The organism is Alteromonas sp. ABH4_453, assembly GCF_056160665.1.
This window is the reverse complement of record NZ_JBSWXP010000001.1, coordinates 247982-264821: the sequence shown is the minus strand read 5'-3', so window position 1 is coordinate 264821 and position 16840 is coordinate 247982. Positions and strand designations below refer to the sequence as shown.

General features: G+C 42.8%; 14 protein-coding genes. 9 read left to right on the top strand and 5 right to left on the bottom strand.

The features are described from left to right. Positions 1 to 103 precede the first annotated feature (103 nt). The 6 genes from ACXAGV_RS01160 to ACXAGV_RS01135 all read left to right on the top strand — a co-directional run bounded on the left by ACXAGV_RS01160 (position 104) and on the right by ACXAGV_RS01135 (position 3872). Positions 104 to 385, top strand: a complete 282-nt coding sequence (locus ACXAGV_RS01160) for a hypothetical protein (RefSeq protein ID WP_014950274.1) — start codon at positions 104 to 106, stop codon at positions 383 to 385. A 4-nt stretch (positions 386 to 389) separates the two neighbouring features. Beyond that, positions 390 to 695: a hypothetical protein gene (locus tag ACXAGV_RS01155; protein ID WP_474871122.1), complete on the top strand. Its 306-nt coding sequence runs from the start codon at positions 390 to 392 to the stop codon at positions 693 to 695. A gap of 176 nt (positions 696 to 871) precedes the next feature. After that, positions 872 to 1654 (top strand): TrmH family RNA methyltransferase, encoded by a 783-nt coding sequence (locus ACXAGV_RS01150; RefSeq protein WP_474871120.1) that lies wholly within the window; start codon positions 872 to 874, stop codon positions 1652 to 1654. Between the two features lie 37 nt (positions 1655 to 1691). Next, the gene (gene ylqF, locus ACXAGV_RS01145) at positions 1692 to 2693 is read left to right on the top strand and encodes a ribosome biogenesis GTPase YlqF (RefSeq protein WP_474871119.1); all 1002 of its coding nucleotides are present in this window, start codon (positions 1692 to 1694) and stop codon (positions 2691 to 2693) included. Between the two features lie 73 nt (positions 2694 to 2766). After that, entirely contained in the window at positions 2767 to 3282 is a 516-nt protein-coding gene (locus ACXAGV_RS01140) for a WbuC family cupin fold metalloprotein (RefSeq protein WP_474871117.1), read from the top strand. Between the two features lie 368 nt (positions 3283 to 3650). Next, complete coding sequence (locus ACXAGV_RS01135; protein ID WP_014950268.1) at positions 3651 to 3872, top strand: helix-turn-helix domain-containing protein; 222 nt, start codon at positions 3651 to 3653, stop codon at positions 3870 to 3872. Between the two features lie 142 nt (positions 3873 to 4014). Here ACXAGV_RS01135 and ACXAGV_RS01130 read toward each other — a convergent pair whose 3' ends face one another. Next, positions 4015 to 5298, bottom strand: coding sequence for a pectin acetylesterase-family hydrolase (locus ACXAGV_RS01130; protein WP_474871115.1), 1284 nt, complete (start codon positions 5296 to 5298; stop codon positions 4015 to 4017). A gap of 328 nt (positions 5299 to 5626) precedes the next feature. Here ACXAGV_RS01130 and upp point away from each other — a divergent pair, with 328 nt between their 5' ends. Together upp and ACXAGV_RS01120 are read left to right on the top strand one after the other, a co-directional pair. Next, positions 5627 to 6256, top strand: a complete 630-nt coding sequence (gene upp, locus ACXAGV_RS01125; RefSeq protein WP_334022143.1) for a uracil phosphoribosyltransferase — start codon at positions 5627 to 5629, stop codon at positions 6254 to 6256. A 185-nt stretch (positions 6257 to 6441) separates the two neighbouring features. Continuing rightward, the gene (locus ACXAGV_RS01120) at positions 6442 to 7467 is read left to right on the top strand and encodes a LacI family DNA-binding transcriptional regulator (protein ID WP_474871112.1); all 1026 of its coding nucleotides are present in this window, start codon (positions 6442 to 6444) and stop codon (positions 7465 to 7467) included. Positions 7468 to 7879: 412 nt separating this feature from the next. Here ACXAGV_RS01120 and ACXAGV_RS01115 read toward each other — a convergent pair whose 3' ends face one another. Next, positions 7880 to 8467 carry a thymidine kinase gene (locus ACXAGV_RS01115; protein WP_474871110.1) on the bottom strand — a complete coding sequence of 196 codons (588 nt, stop codon included), beginning with the start codon at positions 8465 to 8467 and terminating at the stop codon, positions 7880 to 7882. Positions 8468 to 8472: 5 nt separating this feature from the next. Continuing rightward, positions 8473 to 10491, bottom strand: coding sequence for a putative bifunctional diguanylate cyclase/phosphodiesterase (locus tag ACXAGV_RS01110; protein WP_474871108.1), 2019 nt, complete (start codon positions 10489 to 10491; stop codon positions 8473 to 8475). Between the two features lie 457 nt (positions 10492 to 10948). Here ACXAGV_RS01110 and ACXAGV_RS01105 point away from each other — a divergent pair, with 457 nt between their 5' ends. Beyond that, complete coding sequence (locus ACXAGV_RS01105; protein WP_474827003.1) at positions 10949 to 13459, top strand: TonB-dependent receptor; 2511 nt, start codon at positions 10949 to 10951, stop codon at positions 13457 to 13459. Between the two features lie 78 nt (positions 13460 to 13537). On the opposite strand, the gene ACXAGV_RS01100 is transcribed toward ACXAGV_RS01105, so the two are convergent. Both ACXAGV_RS01100 and ACXAGV_RS01095 read right to left on the bottom strand, forming a co-directional pair. Further along, positions 13538 to 14251, bottom strand: coding sequence for a hypothetical protein (locus tag ACXAGV_RS01100; protein ID WP_474871106.1), 714 nt, complete (start codon positions 14249 to 14251; stop codon positions 13538 to 13540). 138 nt (positions 14252 to 14389) lie between these two features. Next, on the bottom strand, positions 14390 to 16639 hold the full coding sequence (locus ACXAGV_RS01095; RefSeq protein ID WP_474871104.1) for an acyl-CoA dehydrogenase: 2250 nt from the start codon (positions 16637 to 16639) through the stop codon (positions 14390 to 14392). Positions 16640 to 16840: the final 201 nt, after the last annotated feature.

The window sequence follows — 16840 nt, the reverse complement described above, 5'->3', positions numbered from 1 at the left end:
TAAGTGTTTTAAAACCCGTCCATCGAACAGTTTCTATTTGTTATTCCATTTTTTACCCTGTTTTTGGCTTCGAATGGAAGTCTAATAAAACAAGGAAATGTAAATGAAAGAGTTAAATACAAGTGAAATTGAAATGGTGTCCGGCGGCTTTGATGGTTGGGAGCAGCTAGGCGTTGGCATTGCTATGATTGGTTTGGGTATTGCCATTGTTGGCACAGCAGGGTTAGCAACTGTGCCCATTGCTCTTGCGGGCGCTGCAACGCTTGGTGAAATCGGAGTTGGTGTCGTTGGTATTGGTTTAGCAGGCGCAGGTGGATTTGCCGCTGGCACGTCATTAGCGTCAACGAGTGATGATACTCAAGAAGCAACAACATTAGACGAGTAATTTAATGTTTAAAGTACAAATTCAAGGTGGCGATATCACCTCAGTTGCATCGTTAAGAGTATTGCGTACTTTGTGGCCGCTTTCACTAAAAGCGGTAGAAAAGTTGGCTACAGCGTTGAAAAAGCAAAACGAGTTTGTGCTGGTGGAAGGTGTGACGGAAATATTTGCAACAGAACTTGCTCACGAGTTTAAAAGTGCAAATGTTGTATGTCAGATTTTACCAAGTGATAAAGAAGAGGCCTGCCTATGTATTCCAATTGGTGAGCCACGCAAACGTTGGAACGCTTTAGGTGTCTTGGTATCTCGGTAATTAAAAAGGCGTTTACAAGTATATTTGAAACGCCTTTTTGATACTCTCCCTTATCTCGTATTTCTCCACTACAATCTTTTTCTCTCATTATTTGTTTCACTATTAAGCGTTGCTGCTTTGCGTTTCGGGCTTCATACCTTACACTTGCGCCGAAAGTAACGAAAAGGGCAGTGATAATGAAATTAAGTGACGTAAAGAAGCTTCATCAAAAGAAATTTAGAACGCAGTTCGGATTCTATTTGGTGGAAGGAGAGCACTTAGTTTTAGAGTTAATTAATGTTGCTCATCATGACAGCATTACATTAGGTGATATCACCCTTTATGTGACAGCTGATTATGAGGCGTGGGCGAAAGAAAGACTTGATTCTTCAGTCTCTAATATGAAGGTAGAAACCGTATCGTCGCAACAAATGCAGCAACTAAGCGATACGAAGTCACCTCAAGGTATTATTGCTCGCGTCCCACTTCCGAGTGCTTCGTTGCGTTCAGAGCGGTCACAAATCAATATTTCTGAAAGCAACTCCAGTACCGAAAAGTACGTTTATTTATATGAAGTTCAAGACCCCGGCAACTTAGGCACCATACTAAGAACGCTAGCGTGGTTTGGTGATTTTACGCTATTACTAAGCCCTAACAGTGTGGATCCGTATAACTCGAAAGTTGTACGCTCAAGTATGGGGGCTATTTTCCATGTGAACATGGAGTTAAACGTAGCGCTTGAAAGCCTAGGCGAGCGGTTCGAACGTTTCGCCTTCTTGGATATGAATGGAAGCAATATCACCTCTAATACCTTTGGTGATTACCAGTGTTATCTGTTTGGCAACGAAGCCCGTGGGGTGCCTGTTGACGCACTATCAAAGCTAAACGCATCAGCATATACCATTGCAGGAAGCGGTAAAATTGACTCGTTAAACTTAGCCAGCGCTGTGAATATCTGCGCTTATGAATTAGCCCGTTAAGCAAACCCCCTCAACTCGATTACGATAGGAAACAACCATGGCATTACAATGGTTCCCAGGGCATATGCACAAAGCCCTGAAAGAAATTAAAGAGTCGCTTAATCAAGTAGACGTTCTTATTGAGGTGCTTGACGCACGTATTCCATATTCTAGTGAAAACCCTGAAATTGCAAAAATTCGTGGCGACAAGCCCTGTATTAAAATTCTTAACAAGTATGATCTAGCAGACCCTGAAATCACCGCCCGCTGGCAGGAGAGCTTAGAGAAAGAGCGCGGCGTGAAGACAATTACGACCTCTAGCGATAACCCGGGCAACAGCAAGCAAATTATGCAGCTGGTTAAAAGCATTTGTTCGTATAAAGAAGGTCAGCCTAAAGCAATTAAAGCTATGATCACGGGTATACCTAATGTTGGTAAATCAACGCTAATTAATATTTTGGCCGACCGAATTATTGCTAAAACAGGTAACGAACCCGCCGTAACGAAAAGCCAGCAGCGCATAAACTTAGGCAGCGGTATTATCTTGTTTGATACACCGGGAGTACTGTGGCCTAAGCTTGAAAACCCACATTCCATTTACCGCTTGGCTTCATCAGGTGCTGTTAAAAACACCGCCATGGAATACGACGATGTCGGTTTTTTTGCGGCAGACTACCTCATTAAAGCGTACCCAGAGGTAATGAAGGAGCGCTATAAGCTGGACGAATTGCCAGAAACTGAAATAGAGTTTCTGGAAGCCGCAGCCAAAACACGCGGAGCAATTCAAGCGGGTGGTCGCGTAAACCTTCATAAAATTTGTGAGATCCTGCTTAAAGAACTGCAGTCGGGTAAGCTGGGGCGGATTACGCTTGAGACTCCAGAAATGCTGGAAGTCGAAAAAGAAGAAATGGCACTTGAGGCGGCGAAAAAAGCTGAAGCGAAAGCCAAGCGTAAAGCAAAATTCAAAACAGGCTCGTTAACGCCTGATAAGAAAGATCGGAAAGAAAAGCGAGAAGAAAAGCGTCAAGAGCAAAGCCGCAGAATGAAGAAAAACAAATGATGGCTTTTGATAGTTGCGCAATCAGAGGGAGAAGCGATACGCTTTGATTCACTACCCAAGCATTAGTTAGGAAATGACGTTGGACAATATTAAGTACTTTGATAAAGCACTGTTTAGTGAGTTAAAACATAAAGCGGCAGAGAGTCCTCGCCGACGGGCTAATTTTAACGTTCACAAATCTTATACTGATATGGTCCAGCGTCTTTTTATTGCAATGATGCCCGATTCCTACGTTCGGCCTCACAGACATGTGCAGCCTCACAAATGGGAGTTTTTCATGGTTGTGGAAGGTGAGTTGGATATTCTTTTTTTCAACGATGAGGGCGTAGTGAAAGATAGAGTAACACTAACGGCAAATGGAGAAACCTCCGGCATTGAAATACCCCCTTATACTTGGCATGCGACTGTGTGTTCTAGTCCGGTGGTGTTTATGGAGGTTAAGCAAGGTCCGTATGAAGTCACGGATGACAAAGGTTTTGCAAGCTGGTCTCCTGAAGAGGGGAGCGACCTTGTACCGCGCTTTCTTGCTTTTCTTAAACAAGCCGAGGTTGGTTCTGAGGTTACTTGCTCAAGTTCGTCTGTTTCCTAAAACGGCGGTTCTCATCTTGTCTTGCAGACTTTCCTTTTTGGAAAGTCATTGCTATTGCTTATCTGCATGGTATGGTTAAGGATAAGTGGCACGAGGCATCTACTGTTTTATGATAAAAACTATTCGCCTTAACTATTTCACTTAGTCTCGGCAGAATGCCGTTTGTACAAGCACATTGTAAAAAGAGAATTATTATGCAAAACGTTTCAACTGGTTATTTTTATAATTTTAATTACTGATTGCACCTGACCGTCGGTGTTCAGGGGCAAGTATTGGCTTCTGGGCACTGCAGGTAGAACGTTTTGCAAAAGCCCAGAAGGTATCACCATCTGGGCTTTTTTAATGCCCGAAATTCTCGGTAAAAGACAATGAAAGAAATCACACTAGGTGACATCAGAAAACAGCACAGAGTTAAACAAGAAGTGGTAGCAATGGCGTTATCAGTGACGGCGTCAGGCGTAAGCAAGTTGGAATCAAAGCGTATCCAGGACGTGTCTCTTCAACGTGCAGCTGCTTATTTAGCTGCGGTTGGCGGGAACATGAAAATTGAAGTGACTATGCCAGATGGTGCTACTTTACAAGTAGGGTAGTAGGGCATGCTAATTTTTGTGCAACATAGATGCACCGCAAAGAATGGCAAATCCTAGTTTTAAAAATGGCAAATCCAAATGTTACGGGGTTGGACTTGCCATGTTTTTCATTACTTCTTAATAAAAGTTCGCACGTCGCATTTTATTGGTAGTAAGCAGCGCTATTTTCTCTAAAGCGGCGTGATGTAGCGAATGTGTGTAGCCATTCTTTAAAGGAAATTCCCCTAGCACTTTGTTCATTATAAAATGGACTAGGCGATGATACTGGAAAGGCATTATCTTCACAGAAGTCGTTTAGCACCATGTGACACGTGCCTTCACCAATATAAAACTGATAGTTCCATGTGAACGCTGACAGCGCATGAACTGACGCATTCGCTTGAAGTTGCCAGCCAAGTATGTAGCCTAAATCAGATTCTGTTACACCCCATGTTGTTGGGTCTAAATTACCTCTTGAGACCTGATCTGAAATTTTCGAGAACTGAATTTGAACAATATCGGTTCCGGTTGAATATTGCGCAAAACGGTTCCAAGGGTACTGATAAGCTAAACGCAGCATCACCTGTTTATTGAGCGTTAGATGGTTAAAGTTGCCAATCAGTGATTGGAAGTTACGTGGTAGTGTATCTTCTATCCCCCATGGCCCTTGATAGTTTAGTACTGTTTGCGTAAAACCTCGGGATATAACGCCAATCGACGCGTCAGCAAATAGCGCAACCTTTGTGCGGCCAAACAGCGATTGGAAGTAAGGAAAGTTGAACGTTGCACCATAGCCACCCGCACTGCTTCCGCTGAGTAATACTTTATTTGGTGACAAGTCATTGTTGCTCAGTTTTTCTTTAATCCACTGCATAACAACTAGCGCGTTGTCGTGGCCACGATGCTTCAAAGTAACTTCAGTACCAGGTAAACCTGTAACGATACCAAGCTCGTCAACGTACTGCGTGTCTTTTGAACCTAAGTGTAGGTCGCCAGTACAGTAGGGAATGAAAACTTTTGACCAAGTTTGAAAAGGGTTATCTTGTGTATCTTCAAATATTCCGCCTGAAATAAATGGCGTATTTTCGATTACGGCTGATGGGTTATAAGCGGCTCGCGACATCGGGTTATCGTCGAATTCGAGCTGCATTGACGCTAAGCAAGTGGCACTGTCCCAGCAGGCGCCGCCACCATTAAAGTAAATAAGAAGGTTATCACTTTCTCCCTGTTCGAAATAAAACGAGAAAGGATTGGGTGCTAACCCCTCTGGTCCCGGTAAAGCGGGAAGAGAACATGATGGGTAAACAGTTTTTTCACTGCCGCCAGGTACTGATACCACCACCTCATTGTCAGGAGTGATTTGCTCCCATTGTGCAAAGGCATTATGGGCACAGAAACTTAGTGCCATTACAGCAAAATAGCGAAAACGTTTAGCGTAAGAATGCATAAACAATTCCTTTTGATATTGATAAACATGGTTTGAATAGTAAGTTTGATTCGGCTGCTATGAGAAAATTGAACTTCCTGAAACTTTCTCGATCGATCTTATTAACGCGTAACTATGGCAATTCATAGCGAGCGCTATACATGCATGATCGTGAACTGCTCTACGAAATGTAGCTATAGCCTGTGCTCTAGGTTAAAGCATTTATCCACTCTGTCTAGCATTGATATGCGGTTTTAAAGCATTGGATAGTCATATTTTTACGACTAATCGCTTTAACTAAAATACGTCTGGGTTAAAATATAGCGAAATCGATTACAAGGAGTCTTACATGGCCGTTCACGAAATTACCCATCCGCTTATTGCGCACAAACTAGGGCTTATGCGATACGCAAAAATCAGCAGCAAAGACTTTCGCGAACTTGCTTCTGAAGTAGGGAACCTTCTGACTTATGAAGCAACGCGAACACTGCCTACCGAGCGAGCTATGATTAAAAGCTGGTCGGGCGATGAAGTAGAAGTAAGGCAAATTAAAGGTAAAAAAATTACTGTTGTGCCCATTCTACGTGCTGGCTTAGGTATGCTTGAAGGCGTGCTGGAACTTATTCCAAATGCAAAGATTAGTGTAGTAGGCCTGTACCGTGATGAAGATACACTGCAGCCCGTCGCCTATTTTGACAAGGTGGTAAAAAATATTGATGAGCGTACCGCACTTATAGTTGACCCAATGCTGGCAACAGGCGGAACCTTGATTGCGACAATCGATCTTCTGAAAAAGAAAGGGTGTCGAAGAATTATGGGACTATTTCTTGTTGCAGCGCCTGAAGGTATTAAGGCTGTGGTTGAAGCTCACCCAGACGTTGATATATTTACCGCTGCTATCGATGATAGATTGAATGAAAAGGGTTATATTTTGCCAGGATTAGGCGATGCAGGTGATAAAATCTTCGGAACTAGATAGCGATATTAATATCTTAAGGTTAAGTTGTTCAAAGGTTTGTTAAATCAGGTACTTTTTAAACGTTAAAATTATTGAGTTAAACGTTTAAGGAAGTGTTACAATCGAGGGGTGGTCACAGTACGTGCTGACTGCCCTTCTTTGTTTTAGCGTAGGGCACTCAGCTTCGTTAAATGAGTTAAAAATTAATGAACAAAACAAAACTAACCCTTAAAGATGTTGCTGAGCAGTTAGGCGTATCAACGGCAACCATTTCAAATGCGTTTAATCGTCCAGATCAATTATCCAAAGCGAAGCGTGAAGAAATTTTATTGCAGTGCAAAAAGATTGGATACAGCGGTCCAAACAAAGCCGCGCAAATTCTGAGAAAGGGAACTTCAAATATTGTAGCTTTAGTACTGGCAGACAGCATTTCCTATATGGTTAGTGATCCTGTAGCAAGTACCTTCATAAAGGGCGCTTCTTCTGCGTTACAGGAAAGTGGTAAACACTTGCTTCTCTATGCAGGCGACTCGAATAGTATTGCTGACGTTGTAGACTTTGTTGATGGATTTATTTGTTATGGTCAACCTCGTAATGTAAATCTTATAAGAGAACTGGCTGCCTCACTTAAACCTGTAGTTACTGTCGATTTTGATATTGATAATAAGCCCTCAATCAATATTGATAATGAAGAAGCGGCTTATCAGGTGGCTAGTCATGCTTTAAATAAAGGCGATTCAGTCGCAATTCTAGGGTTACGACTTATTGACTCTCCTGCAACGTGCCGTATTTATGATAGCCCTCTTATTGATGTTGAAACCTCTATTGCTCACCGACGCTTAGATGGCTACTTAAGGGCTGCTGAAGATAAAAATGTGGTTGTGACGAAAGAAGCCATTTGGCATCTACCAGAGAGTGATAGGCACTTCGCGCGACAAGCTGCAAAAGAAGTGCTTACAAGCTCCCCTAGACCTAACGTTGTAATTTGCATGAGTGACATCATAGCGTTGGAGCTGTTGCATATGGCACTTGAGATGGGCATAAAGGTTCCACAAGAATTAAAGATCACTGGCTTCGACGGCATCGAAGAAGCCGAGAGAGCACGACCAAGTTTGACAACGGTATGTCAATCTAGCTCTCAAAAAGGCGTAGAAGCTGCAAAATCGCTTTTAGACCACGTTAAAACTAAAAATACGCTGCCGTTTGAAGTACGTTTAGGCGAAACGGTTTAGTAAGACGCTTTGTCTTTAAAAAATTCTGCTTTGAAAGGGCGTCTATTTTCAAATGTATTTAGTAAGCGAGGGAACAAACAGCGGGTGCAAATTTAATTAAGTATTTGTGTCGGCTAGGTTCCCCCCTTTTATAGCTAATGTTTTTTCCGTTCACAACCTTTGCAACTTTAACACTAGTGAATTTAGAAGTTAGAGCATCTTAATTATTTAAGATGCTTTTTAAAATTGGCTATGGCTATAAACATCCAAATACAGAGTTTCAAAAGAAATGTTAACAGTATCGCAAAAAACCTAGTGTTAGGATGTCGTTACCAAAATGGTTTATATTAAAAGTGCAGATGCTATTAAATGGGCTAATAGCTAGAGCCTGATATTTGCAGTGAATTTACTGTTCAGAATCTATTAGGCCAAGTTAAGCCTGATCATCCCAAACAAGCGCTTTAAAATGTTTTCGGCACATTGATTCATAGCGATCATTCCCGCCGATTTGTACCTGGTCTCCATTTTTAACCGCGTTTCCATTTTCATCTAGCCTTACAACGAAGTTAGCTTTTCTGCCGCAGTGGCATACAGTTTTAAGCTCGAAAAGCTTGTCTGCCCATGCGAGCAGATAATGACTGCCTTCAAAGGTTTCTCCCAAAAAGTCCGTTCGTAAACCATAAGCAAGCACCGGAACGTCTAATTCGTCTACTACCTCAACCAGCTGCCGAGCCTGCGTTTTAGTAAGAAATTGAGCTTCGTCAATGAATACACAGTCAGGCTTTCGTTCTTCGCACTCTTGGCGTATTGATAAGAATAAGTCATCTTCTTTGTTGTAGAGCTTAGCGTCTGCTTGCAATCCAATTCTTGAAGTAACTTTACCCACACCGTAGCGGTCATCAAGGGCTGCAGTGTAAATGATAGAGTGCATGCCTCGCTCTCGGTAATTATAGGCTGATTGAAGAAGGGAGGTGGATTTTCCTGCATTCATTGCAGAATAGTAAAAATAAAGTTGAGCCATGGTGATTAATAATTTTCGTTGTACCAAGAAATAAGGTTATTAGCATCCATAGGTTTCGCATAATAAAAACCTTGCAAGTAGTCTGCACCGAGCGCTGAAACATGTGCTTTTTGTTCTTCAGTTTCAATGCCTTCTGCAATAGTTTTACAGCCAAACTCTTTTGCCATTAATATGGTTGCCCTTATTATGGTATCACTCTCCTCAGTTCTATTCTGTATAAAAGAGCGGTCAATCTTGATAAAGTTGAATGGTATTGACTGGAGTCTGCTTAGTGAGGAGTAGCCGGTTCCGAAGTCATCAATAGATATTTTCACGTTTCTATCAACCAGTTCACTTACTCTCTGACCTATAAGTTTTTTATCTATCGCAAATACACTTTCAGTAATTTCTAGGTGCAGTTGCGTTGGGGCTATTTGTGTCGATTTAAGCGCACTGTCTAAAATTTTGGAGAAACCGTCGTCTAACATTTGCGCTACTGACACGTTTACTGACAGGGATATTTCGTTACCAAACGACCAGTGAGACAGGTCAATAAGGGCTCTGTTTAATACCCATGCTCCGATTTCAGGCATTAAGCCACTTCTTTCTGCAAGTGGAATAAACACGGCGGGGGAAATATAGGCATCTTCACACTTCCACCTTAACAGCGCTTCAACAGTGAACACGGTATTCGTATTCACATCAATAATTGGCTGATAGAAAACGCTCAATTCACCGCTTTCGATGGCTGTGCGAAGCCTTTCACATTGTTTTTGCTCAATCTTTATTTCAGCATGGAGGGCTTCATTGAAGACGCTGACCGACCCACGCTGTTTGCGCTTCTGGTCGTACATGGTTAGATCGGCGTGTTGAATTAGGTCAAGAGCAGCATCACCGTGCGAAGGAAACATTGCAATACCTATGGTGGCATCTAGGGTAATTTGGTTGTCATCCGCAAGGATAGGAATAGTGACCCCACTTCGCATGGCGTGCGCAACGGCTTTGGCCGTATCAATATTCGCGTAGGGTATGACAGCGACGAACTCATCTCCCCCCCAGCGGCCCAAGTGATTATCTTCTGTGTAGTTACGAAGTCTTTTAGCAATTTCGGCCAGTACAATATCGCCAATCTTATGTCCAAGGCTGTCATTCACTTGTTTGAAGCCGTCCAAGTCGATAAACAGAACTGCAAGGGAGTTATCAAGGGCGCGCGTTGTATCCAGAAGATTGTTTAAATGTTTTAAGAAACCATTTCTGTTGGGCAGGTCTGTAAGAGGGTCCCTGTTCGAAAGGCGATATAATTCCGCGGTTCTTCGCTCGACTTCTGCTTCCAGATTTAAATTAGAGGCATCTAGCTTTTGATTTGAAGCGATAAGCAATTGGTTTACTTTCTCTGTTTCATTTCTCTCTATTTTCATTTGCTCTATTAGCTTATTATTTTTAGCCTTGATGTATAAGGTGTTGATAAAAAACTTGTGGTAGCGAAATGCACTAGTAAAAATACCAAACCAAAATACAACCCCGAGCACACCTAAAACAAAAAACTCGCCACTTTTATCTAAGATAGCGCATAAAGACATAGGAATAAGAAGCGCGGTCGTGTAAAAGCCAACAAGGTATTTATTAGGTGATAGAACGGTTCCTGCTCCGCCCGACATCGCTGAAAGCACTACCATGGTCGCTGCAAGCTCAACGGTTGCCATGGTTGGATAGAACAAAATAGAGTAGAGCCCCCAAATACTCCCTGTTGTAAACAAGCCAATTGAGAACCTTATCAAGACCGGTCTGGGGTTGTAGTTAGTGCCTACAAGTTTAATACGCCAGTAAATGGCATCCAAAAGACGTGCTATCAACACGCCCATCATTACCATCCAAACCTGAAATTTCTGAGCAAATATTGAAGGAGAGTCACTTTCGAAGAAAAACAATAAACCAGAAAAAGCAAACATGGTCATCAGAAAACCAATGAAACTGTTGCCAATAAGCATATCAGTTGTATCTCGCTCTATCTCAATTTGCGATATTGACTCTTGATCTATATTCAACGAGAAAAACCTTTTAACAATTTGATGCCTTAAGCGCGTCCGATGAAACCCAAACTATCAAACTATAGTGTTTCTTTCTGGGTACTTTTTTAATTTTTACACTATATTTTAATTTATTACAGAGCAATTATCATGCTATCGGTTTGGTAGATTTTGAATGAAATTATTAACCAATTTGCTTTCCTTGCTGTTCAAATTGTATTCCCTTTTTTAATCGATATTTAGTTTTTTACCGTCGTATTTGTTCTTTGTGTTTAACCACAAGGATCCTAAGTATCAACACTTTTGAGAGGTCAGGTAATACTTTTGAAGTAATTTTTTTCACAGGTTGTTTACAATGTTGATTTTTTGTTATACATTCTTAATCGATTAAGTATGTTTGTGTTGCCTCCAACCCTAGTAGTTAGGGTAGCGGCTACTTAGGATTTAACAACTCCAACACATTACCGGAGAAAATATGAAAAAACATCACACACTCAACGCACTAACATTAGCTGTTTGTACAGCACTTTCTGGCACGGCTTTCGCTCAAGAATCTGCGACACCAGAGACTGAAGCAAAATCTAAAGAGAAGTTCGAGCAAATCGTTGTTACTGCAGCGCCAGGTGGCGCAACAATGCAGGAAGCGAGTGTTTCAGTTAGCGCTTTCGATGAGGAAGATATTCTTAAGTTAGCGCCTCGCTCAACAGCTGAAGTATTCCGAGCTTTGCCGGGTATTCGTGCTGAATCATCCGGTGGTGGCGGTAACGCAAACATTACAATTCGTGGTATTCCGCTAGCGACAGGCGGCTCTAAGTTTCTTCAGCTTCATGAAGACGGTTTACCAGTACTAGAATATGGTGACATTAACTTTGGTAACGCAGATAACTTCCTACGTTACGATTGGTCGGTGGCGAATGTTGAAGCAGTACGTGGTGGTTCAGCATCAACGTTTGCAAGTAACTCGCCAGGCGGTGTTATCAACATGATCAGCAACACGGGTGAAGTAGGTGGTGGTGCTATCGGTACATCATTCGGTGTTGACTATGAAGAGTTTCGTTTAGATTTCCGCTACGGTGGCGAAATCACTGATGACCTATATTACCACATTGCAGGTTTCGCTCGTGGCGGTGAAGGTCCTCGTGAAACTGGTTACAATGGCGACCAAGGCGGTCAGGTTAAATTTAATATCACGAAGATGCTTGATAATGGTCACATTCGCTTCTTCTACAAGAACTTAGATGACAAAGTGTCTACGTACCTTCCTTCACCAGTACTCGTTAAAGGTGACGGCGAATACGGCCCAGTTCCAGGCTATGATGCAAGCTCGCAAGCACTGAATTCAGCTTACAACACGAATATTTCTACTTTCGACAGCTTCGGTAATCCGGAAAACCGTGACGTTCGCGACGGTATCGAGTCAAAAGTAAACTCATTTGGTGTAGAAGTTGACTTGGAAGTAGCTGAGAATTTGTTCTTATTAAACAAATTCCGTATTTCAGATATTTCTGGTGGCTTCATCGCGCCGTTCACCGACGGTTTCCCAGCAGGCCCAGGTGATGTGTCTAACTTTGCATCAGCGCTATGTTCTGGCGCGACAGACGGTGACGGCAATGCCCTTAACTGTGATAGCACTAGCGTAGTATTGGCCAACGGTCCTGGCGCAGGTGAAGTATATACAGGTCAAGCATTTACAAATCTTCAGTTTGATACGCGAATTAACGACCTTGGCAACATGATAAACGATTTCAGCTTGCGTAAAGAGTTTGATAACGGTATCGACCTAACAGTAGGTTACTACTACTCAAATCAAGACATCGCTACAAGCTGGTCAAGCTGGCAGACGTTTATCCAAACACTTGATGGTGACAACTCTCAGTTGCTTACTATCACAGATGCAGACGGTGTTGAGCTAGTGTCTGATGGTCTACTATCGGCAAGCTTCCTTTCTTGGGAATGGGATCTTAACTATGTGACTAAAGCACCTTACATGAACGTTGGCTTTGAGTTATCGGACAACATTCTGATTGATGCGTCGGTACGTCACGATACCACTGAAGCTTCTGGCGAGCTTATTAGCTCTTGCTGTGGTGGTAATGCTGATTTCGACCTAAACGGTAACGGTGTAATTGAGCAAATTGAAGATGCTTCTGCAACTAATAGCGGCTTTATTCGCGGTGGTGTAATCAATCTAAACCGTGCTGGTGCGGCTTCTCAAATCGTAGATTACAGTGCAAATAACACGTCTTACTCAATTGGTGGCTCATACCTATTGAGCGATAGCCAAACGTTCTTCGCTCGTTACTCTAAAGGTGGCCGTGCCATTGCTGACCGCCTACTTCAAATTGGCGGTACGTTGAACGCGGATGGTAGCCTAACAAGCACAACTTCAGGTTACGACACAACCAAGCAGTTCGAAATTGGTTACAAGTACGGTACTAAAGACCTAATGGTTAACGCTACTTTGTTTGATACTGTTACTGAAGATACGCAAGCAGAAGTAACAAGCGGTCTAACTTTCATGCGTGAGTACGAAGCAACAGGTCTTGAGCTAGAAGGTCGTTGGAATGCAACTGACAACTTTGTTATGTCAGGTAACTTAACGTGGACTGATGCAGAAATTAGCGATGACGTTAATAACCCTGCATTAGAAGGCAATACGCCTCGCCGTCAAGCGGATTGGATCTGGACTATTACTCCAGAGTACGTTACTGACACATGGTCTGTTGGTGCTTCACTACAAGGTTCTACTGAGTACTTCGTGCAAGACAATAATGACCTGAAGCAAGATGGCTACACGCTTGTAAACTTATTTGCTACCTACTGGGTTAACGATCAGTTCTCAGTGTCACTTAACATGAACAATGCGACTGATGAGTTTATCATTACTGAATCAGAAGAAGGCTCTGCTGCAGTAGGAAGCTATGTACGTGCACGTCCTCTAAACGGTCGTACAACAGTACTTTCTCTAAAGTACATGTTTGACTAATAATACGTGTATTAACGCAAAAGCACGTTAACGTATAAACAATAGTGAAACGCCCACTTATCGAAGTGGGCGTTTTTTTTAGTTCTGTTGTTGGTCTAAAAGTGCGAGTTGCCTTGCAATAGCTTCTGATAAATCCTCAACTAAGTGGCTATGTTTTTTGTGAATTACATGCACGATCTCATGTTCGACGAGGGGAATAAACTCTATTCCTGACCGTCTGAAAATGTCTTCTTCAGCGTGATCACTCGGCATAATTGCGTAATCAAAGCGTCCGCCGATCAGCAAATCAATAACATGATGATAGTCGTCAAATTCAAAGATATTGGCTTTTAACGCACGGGATTGCTTACCCATATTAAAGAAAAAACGTGTGGTAGCTGCTATGGCGTTGTCAGGATTTTCAATAACATCCTTACTACATTTCGCTCCCCTGATGCACAGCAGAAAAGATGCGCCATGAGAAAGCGCGGGAGGAACAATCACGATATTGTTATCAGGCTGAGCAACAACGTCAAAACGAACAACGTCTGCATCCGTCATACCTTGATTTAAAAGCCGTAGGCCGCGCTCCCCTCCAACTTTTTCGAAAGTTACTTCAATTCCAATACTGCGATAAGCCCGCTCAATCAGTGGTTTATAAAAATTATTTACGCGCGGATGATTTAACTCACCAATTACAAAATGCGACCCCTCGTGTTCAGCAACGACTTTGAGCGGTGAGAATAGAAGTGTAATAAAAAGAGGAAAAAGTCTCTTAGCGGTTGAAGCAGGAAACTTACACTTTCTTTTCACTGCGCGATCCTTTCAGCGATTATCCTAATCCCTAAATGGTAGAGCACAAAACGAAAAATGAAAAGAAATGGCAAATAACACAAAAAAAGCCCCATCGAATGACGGGGCTTTATATTTATTGAGCTTTAAGCTAAATGCTTATGCGGCGTTTTGACCGCCATCAATAGCTTTGAGCGTTTGTGACGCAGGAACAAGTTCCATATCAAAAGTGTACTCGTCTACACGAACTGCTAGCTTACGCTTCTCGTTGTAGTCGTGAAGCTTAGCGGCCTCATCAGCAGTCACAACGCCTTTTTCTTGAAGCTTGTTAAGTGCATGCTCGAAAGAAATAAACGGTACAACTGGCTCTTTGCGAAGTGCTTTTTGTACTTTGCCAAGAAGATGCGCTACCGCGTGCTTCGCTTTAAACGCTTGCTCGTTTATGTCGTTGCCATCGCCCGGGCTAACGCGCACAAGATGTGTTAGCTGCTCTTTCACACTGTTATCTTGCATTGACGCAATAGAAAGCTCGCGTACTAAGTCGTCGCTAATACCCACTACACTGTTAGTGTAAGTATTAGTAAGTAGACGCATTAGACCGCGTGTCGCTGTATTCGGGAAATTGTTGATGAAGTTAACAATTGCCTGATCAGCTTGCTGCAAAGACCACTGCATTGCGTATTCGAAATACGGTAGAGCAAGTTTTCTGTCTTCAATGCGCTGCTCGTAAAAACGAATTGCTGCCATCGCTCCGTATAGGTAGCTCATAACGTCGCCTAGACGCGCTGATAGAAGCTCAGCTTTCTTAAGGTCACCACCAAGTACTGCAAGAGAAAGGTCAGCTAGTGGCGCTAGTTTCGCAGAGATGCTGTTTACACGCTTCTCGTATTTACGAACTTCAGGTAATGCAGACTCGCTTTCACGTAGGAAAGGAAGATAGCCTTTACCTAAGCTGCGGAACGCATTTTTAACGCTGAAACCAACGGTTTTACGAAGAACCTTGTTGAACTCTGCATCCGCAGAACTTTCGTTACTGTGGATTAAGTCAACCATGTCTTTTAGGTAAGGGTGGCAACGCATTGCACCTTGACCAAAAATCATCAAGTTACGTGTAAGAATATTCGCGCCTTCTACCGTGATTGCGATAGGAAGTGCAGCATAGCCGCCCGCTAGAGTATTCTGAGGACCGCGCTGAATCGCTTTACCTGCCTGGATATCCATCGCAGAATTCATAACGTCACGACCAAGTTCAGTCATGTGGTACTTAGCAATTGCCGTTACTACTGACGGCTTCACGCCAAGGCCAAGGCCTTCAGTTGTTAAAACACGCATGGCTTCAAGTAAGAACGTCTTACCCGCGATGTCTGCCATTTTCTCTTGAATACCTTCGAAGCGACCAATTGGAAGACCAAACTGCTCACGTACGAAAGAATATTCTACCGTGCCTTTAAACGCAGATTGCGCTGTAGCTACACCCATGGCCGGAAGTGAAATACCACGTCCTGCGCCTAGACAGCTAACAAGCATCTGCCAGCCGCGACCGATGTTCTTTTGACCGCCAATGATGAAGTCCATTGGGATGAATACGTCTTGACCACGAGTAGTACCGTTGTAGAAACGAACGCCCATAGGATCATGACGGTTACCAAGCTCAACACCTGGGTGCGATTTAGGAAGAAGGGCACAAGTAATGCCTAGCTCTAATTTGTCGCCAAGTAGTTGATCTGGATCGAATACTTTAAATGCAAGACCTAGTACGGTGGCAATTGGCGCAAGCGTAATATAGCGCTTGTCCCAGCTTACGCGTAAACCAAGTACTTCTTCACCGTTGAATTCGCCTTTAGTTACGATAGCCGCGTCTGGAATAGCACCCGCGTCTGAACCTGCTTCTGGGCTCGTTAGTGCAAAACAAGGGATATCGCGACCGTCCGCTAGGCGAGGTAGCCAGTAGTCTTGCTGCTCGTTAGTACCATAGTGCATTAGAAGCTCACCTGGGCCTAACGAGTTAGGAACCATTACAGTTACCGCAATTGCACCACTTTTAGCTGCAATTGTTGCAACGATGGTTGAATTTGCATACGGGCTGAACTCAAGACCGCCAAATTTCTTTGGAATGATCATAGAGAAGAAACGATTCTTACCAAGGAAATCTAACACTTCTTGAGGAATGTGTTTGCCGTTGCCAAGCTCGAAATCGTCGATCATGTTCAGCAACTCAGTTACTGGACCATCCATGAATGCTTGCTCATCCGCGCTCAGTTTCGCCTGAGGGATGTCGCGTAGCGCCTGCATGTCAGGCTTACCCTGATAAATAGAAGATTCAATCCATACGTCACCCGCATCTAGGGCTTCTTGTTCTGTAACTGAAATTGGAGGTAATACTTTCTTTAAGCTAGTTCTGATACTCATAATAACTCATCCGCTCATCTGACCAGTTGTTTTAGTTAATACTACACCTTATTTTGAAAAGATCAAATTTTGTAACAACACGCTGATTTATAAATAATTAATCTTTACTTTCACGTCTTTTTTGTACGAAAGGTTGAAACAAACGTTTAACATTACTCAAATTTAATGGTCGAAAAATGTACAGGGATGGGTGTTCTGGAC

Excerpts from the sequence above, each read along its gene's own strand:
- ylqF (WP_474871119.1), top strand. The coding sequence starts at position 1,692 with ATGGCATTACAATGGTTCCCAGGGCATATGCACAAAGCCCTGAAAGAA.
- ACXAGV_RS01140 (WP_474871117.1), top strand. The coding sequence starts at position 2,767 with ATGACGTTGGACAATATTAAGTACTTTGATAAAGCACTGTTTAGTGAG.
- ACXAGV_RS01160 (WP_014950274.1), top strand. The coding sequence starts at position 104 with ATGAAAGAGTTAAATACAAGTGAAATTGAAATGGTGTCCGGCGGCTTT.
- ACXAGV_RS01115 (WP_474871110.1), bottom strand. The coding sequence starts at position 8,467 with ATGGCTCAACTTTATTTTTACTATTCTGCAATGAATGCAGGAAAATCC.
- ACXAGV_RS01135 (WP_014950268.1), top strand. The coding sequence starts at position 3,651 with ATGAAAGAAATCACACTAGGTGACATCAGAAAACAGCACAGAGTTAAA.
- ACXAGV_RS01105 (WP_474827003.1), top strand. The coding sequence starts at position 10,949 with ATGAAAAAACATCACACACTCAACGCACTAACATTAGCTGTTTGTACA.
- ACXAGV_RS01120 (WP_474871112.1), top strand. The coding sequence starts at position 6,442 with ATGAACAAAACAAAACTAACCCTTAAAGATGTTGCTGAGCAGTTAGGC.
- upp (WP_334022143.1), top strand. The coding sequence starts at position 5,627 with ATGGCCGTTCACGAAATTACCCATCCGCTTATTGCGCACAAACTAGGG.
- ACXAGV_RS01130 (WP_474871115.1), bottom strand. The coding sequence starts at position 5,298 with ATGCATTCTTACGCTAAACGTTTTCGCTATTTTGCTGTAATGGCACTA.
- ACXAGV_RS01150 (WP_474871120.1), top strand. The coding sequence starts at position 872 with ATGAAATTAAGTGACGTAAAGAAGCTTCATCAAAAGAAATTTAGAACG.
- ACXAGV_RS01155 (WP_474871122.1), top strand. The coding sequence starts at position 390 with ATGTTTAAAGTACAAATTCAAGGTGGCGATATCACCTCAGTTGCATCG.
- ACXAGV_RS01095 (WP_474871104.1), bottom strand. The coding sequence starts at position 16,639 with ATGAGTATCAGAACTAGCTTAAAGAAAGTATTACCTCCAATTTCAGTT.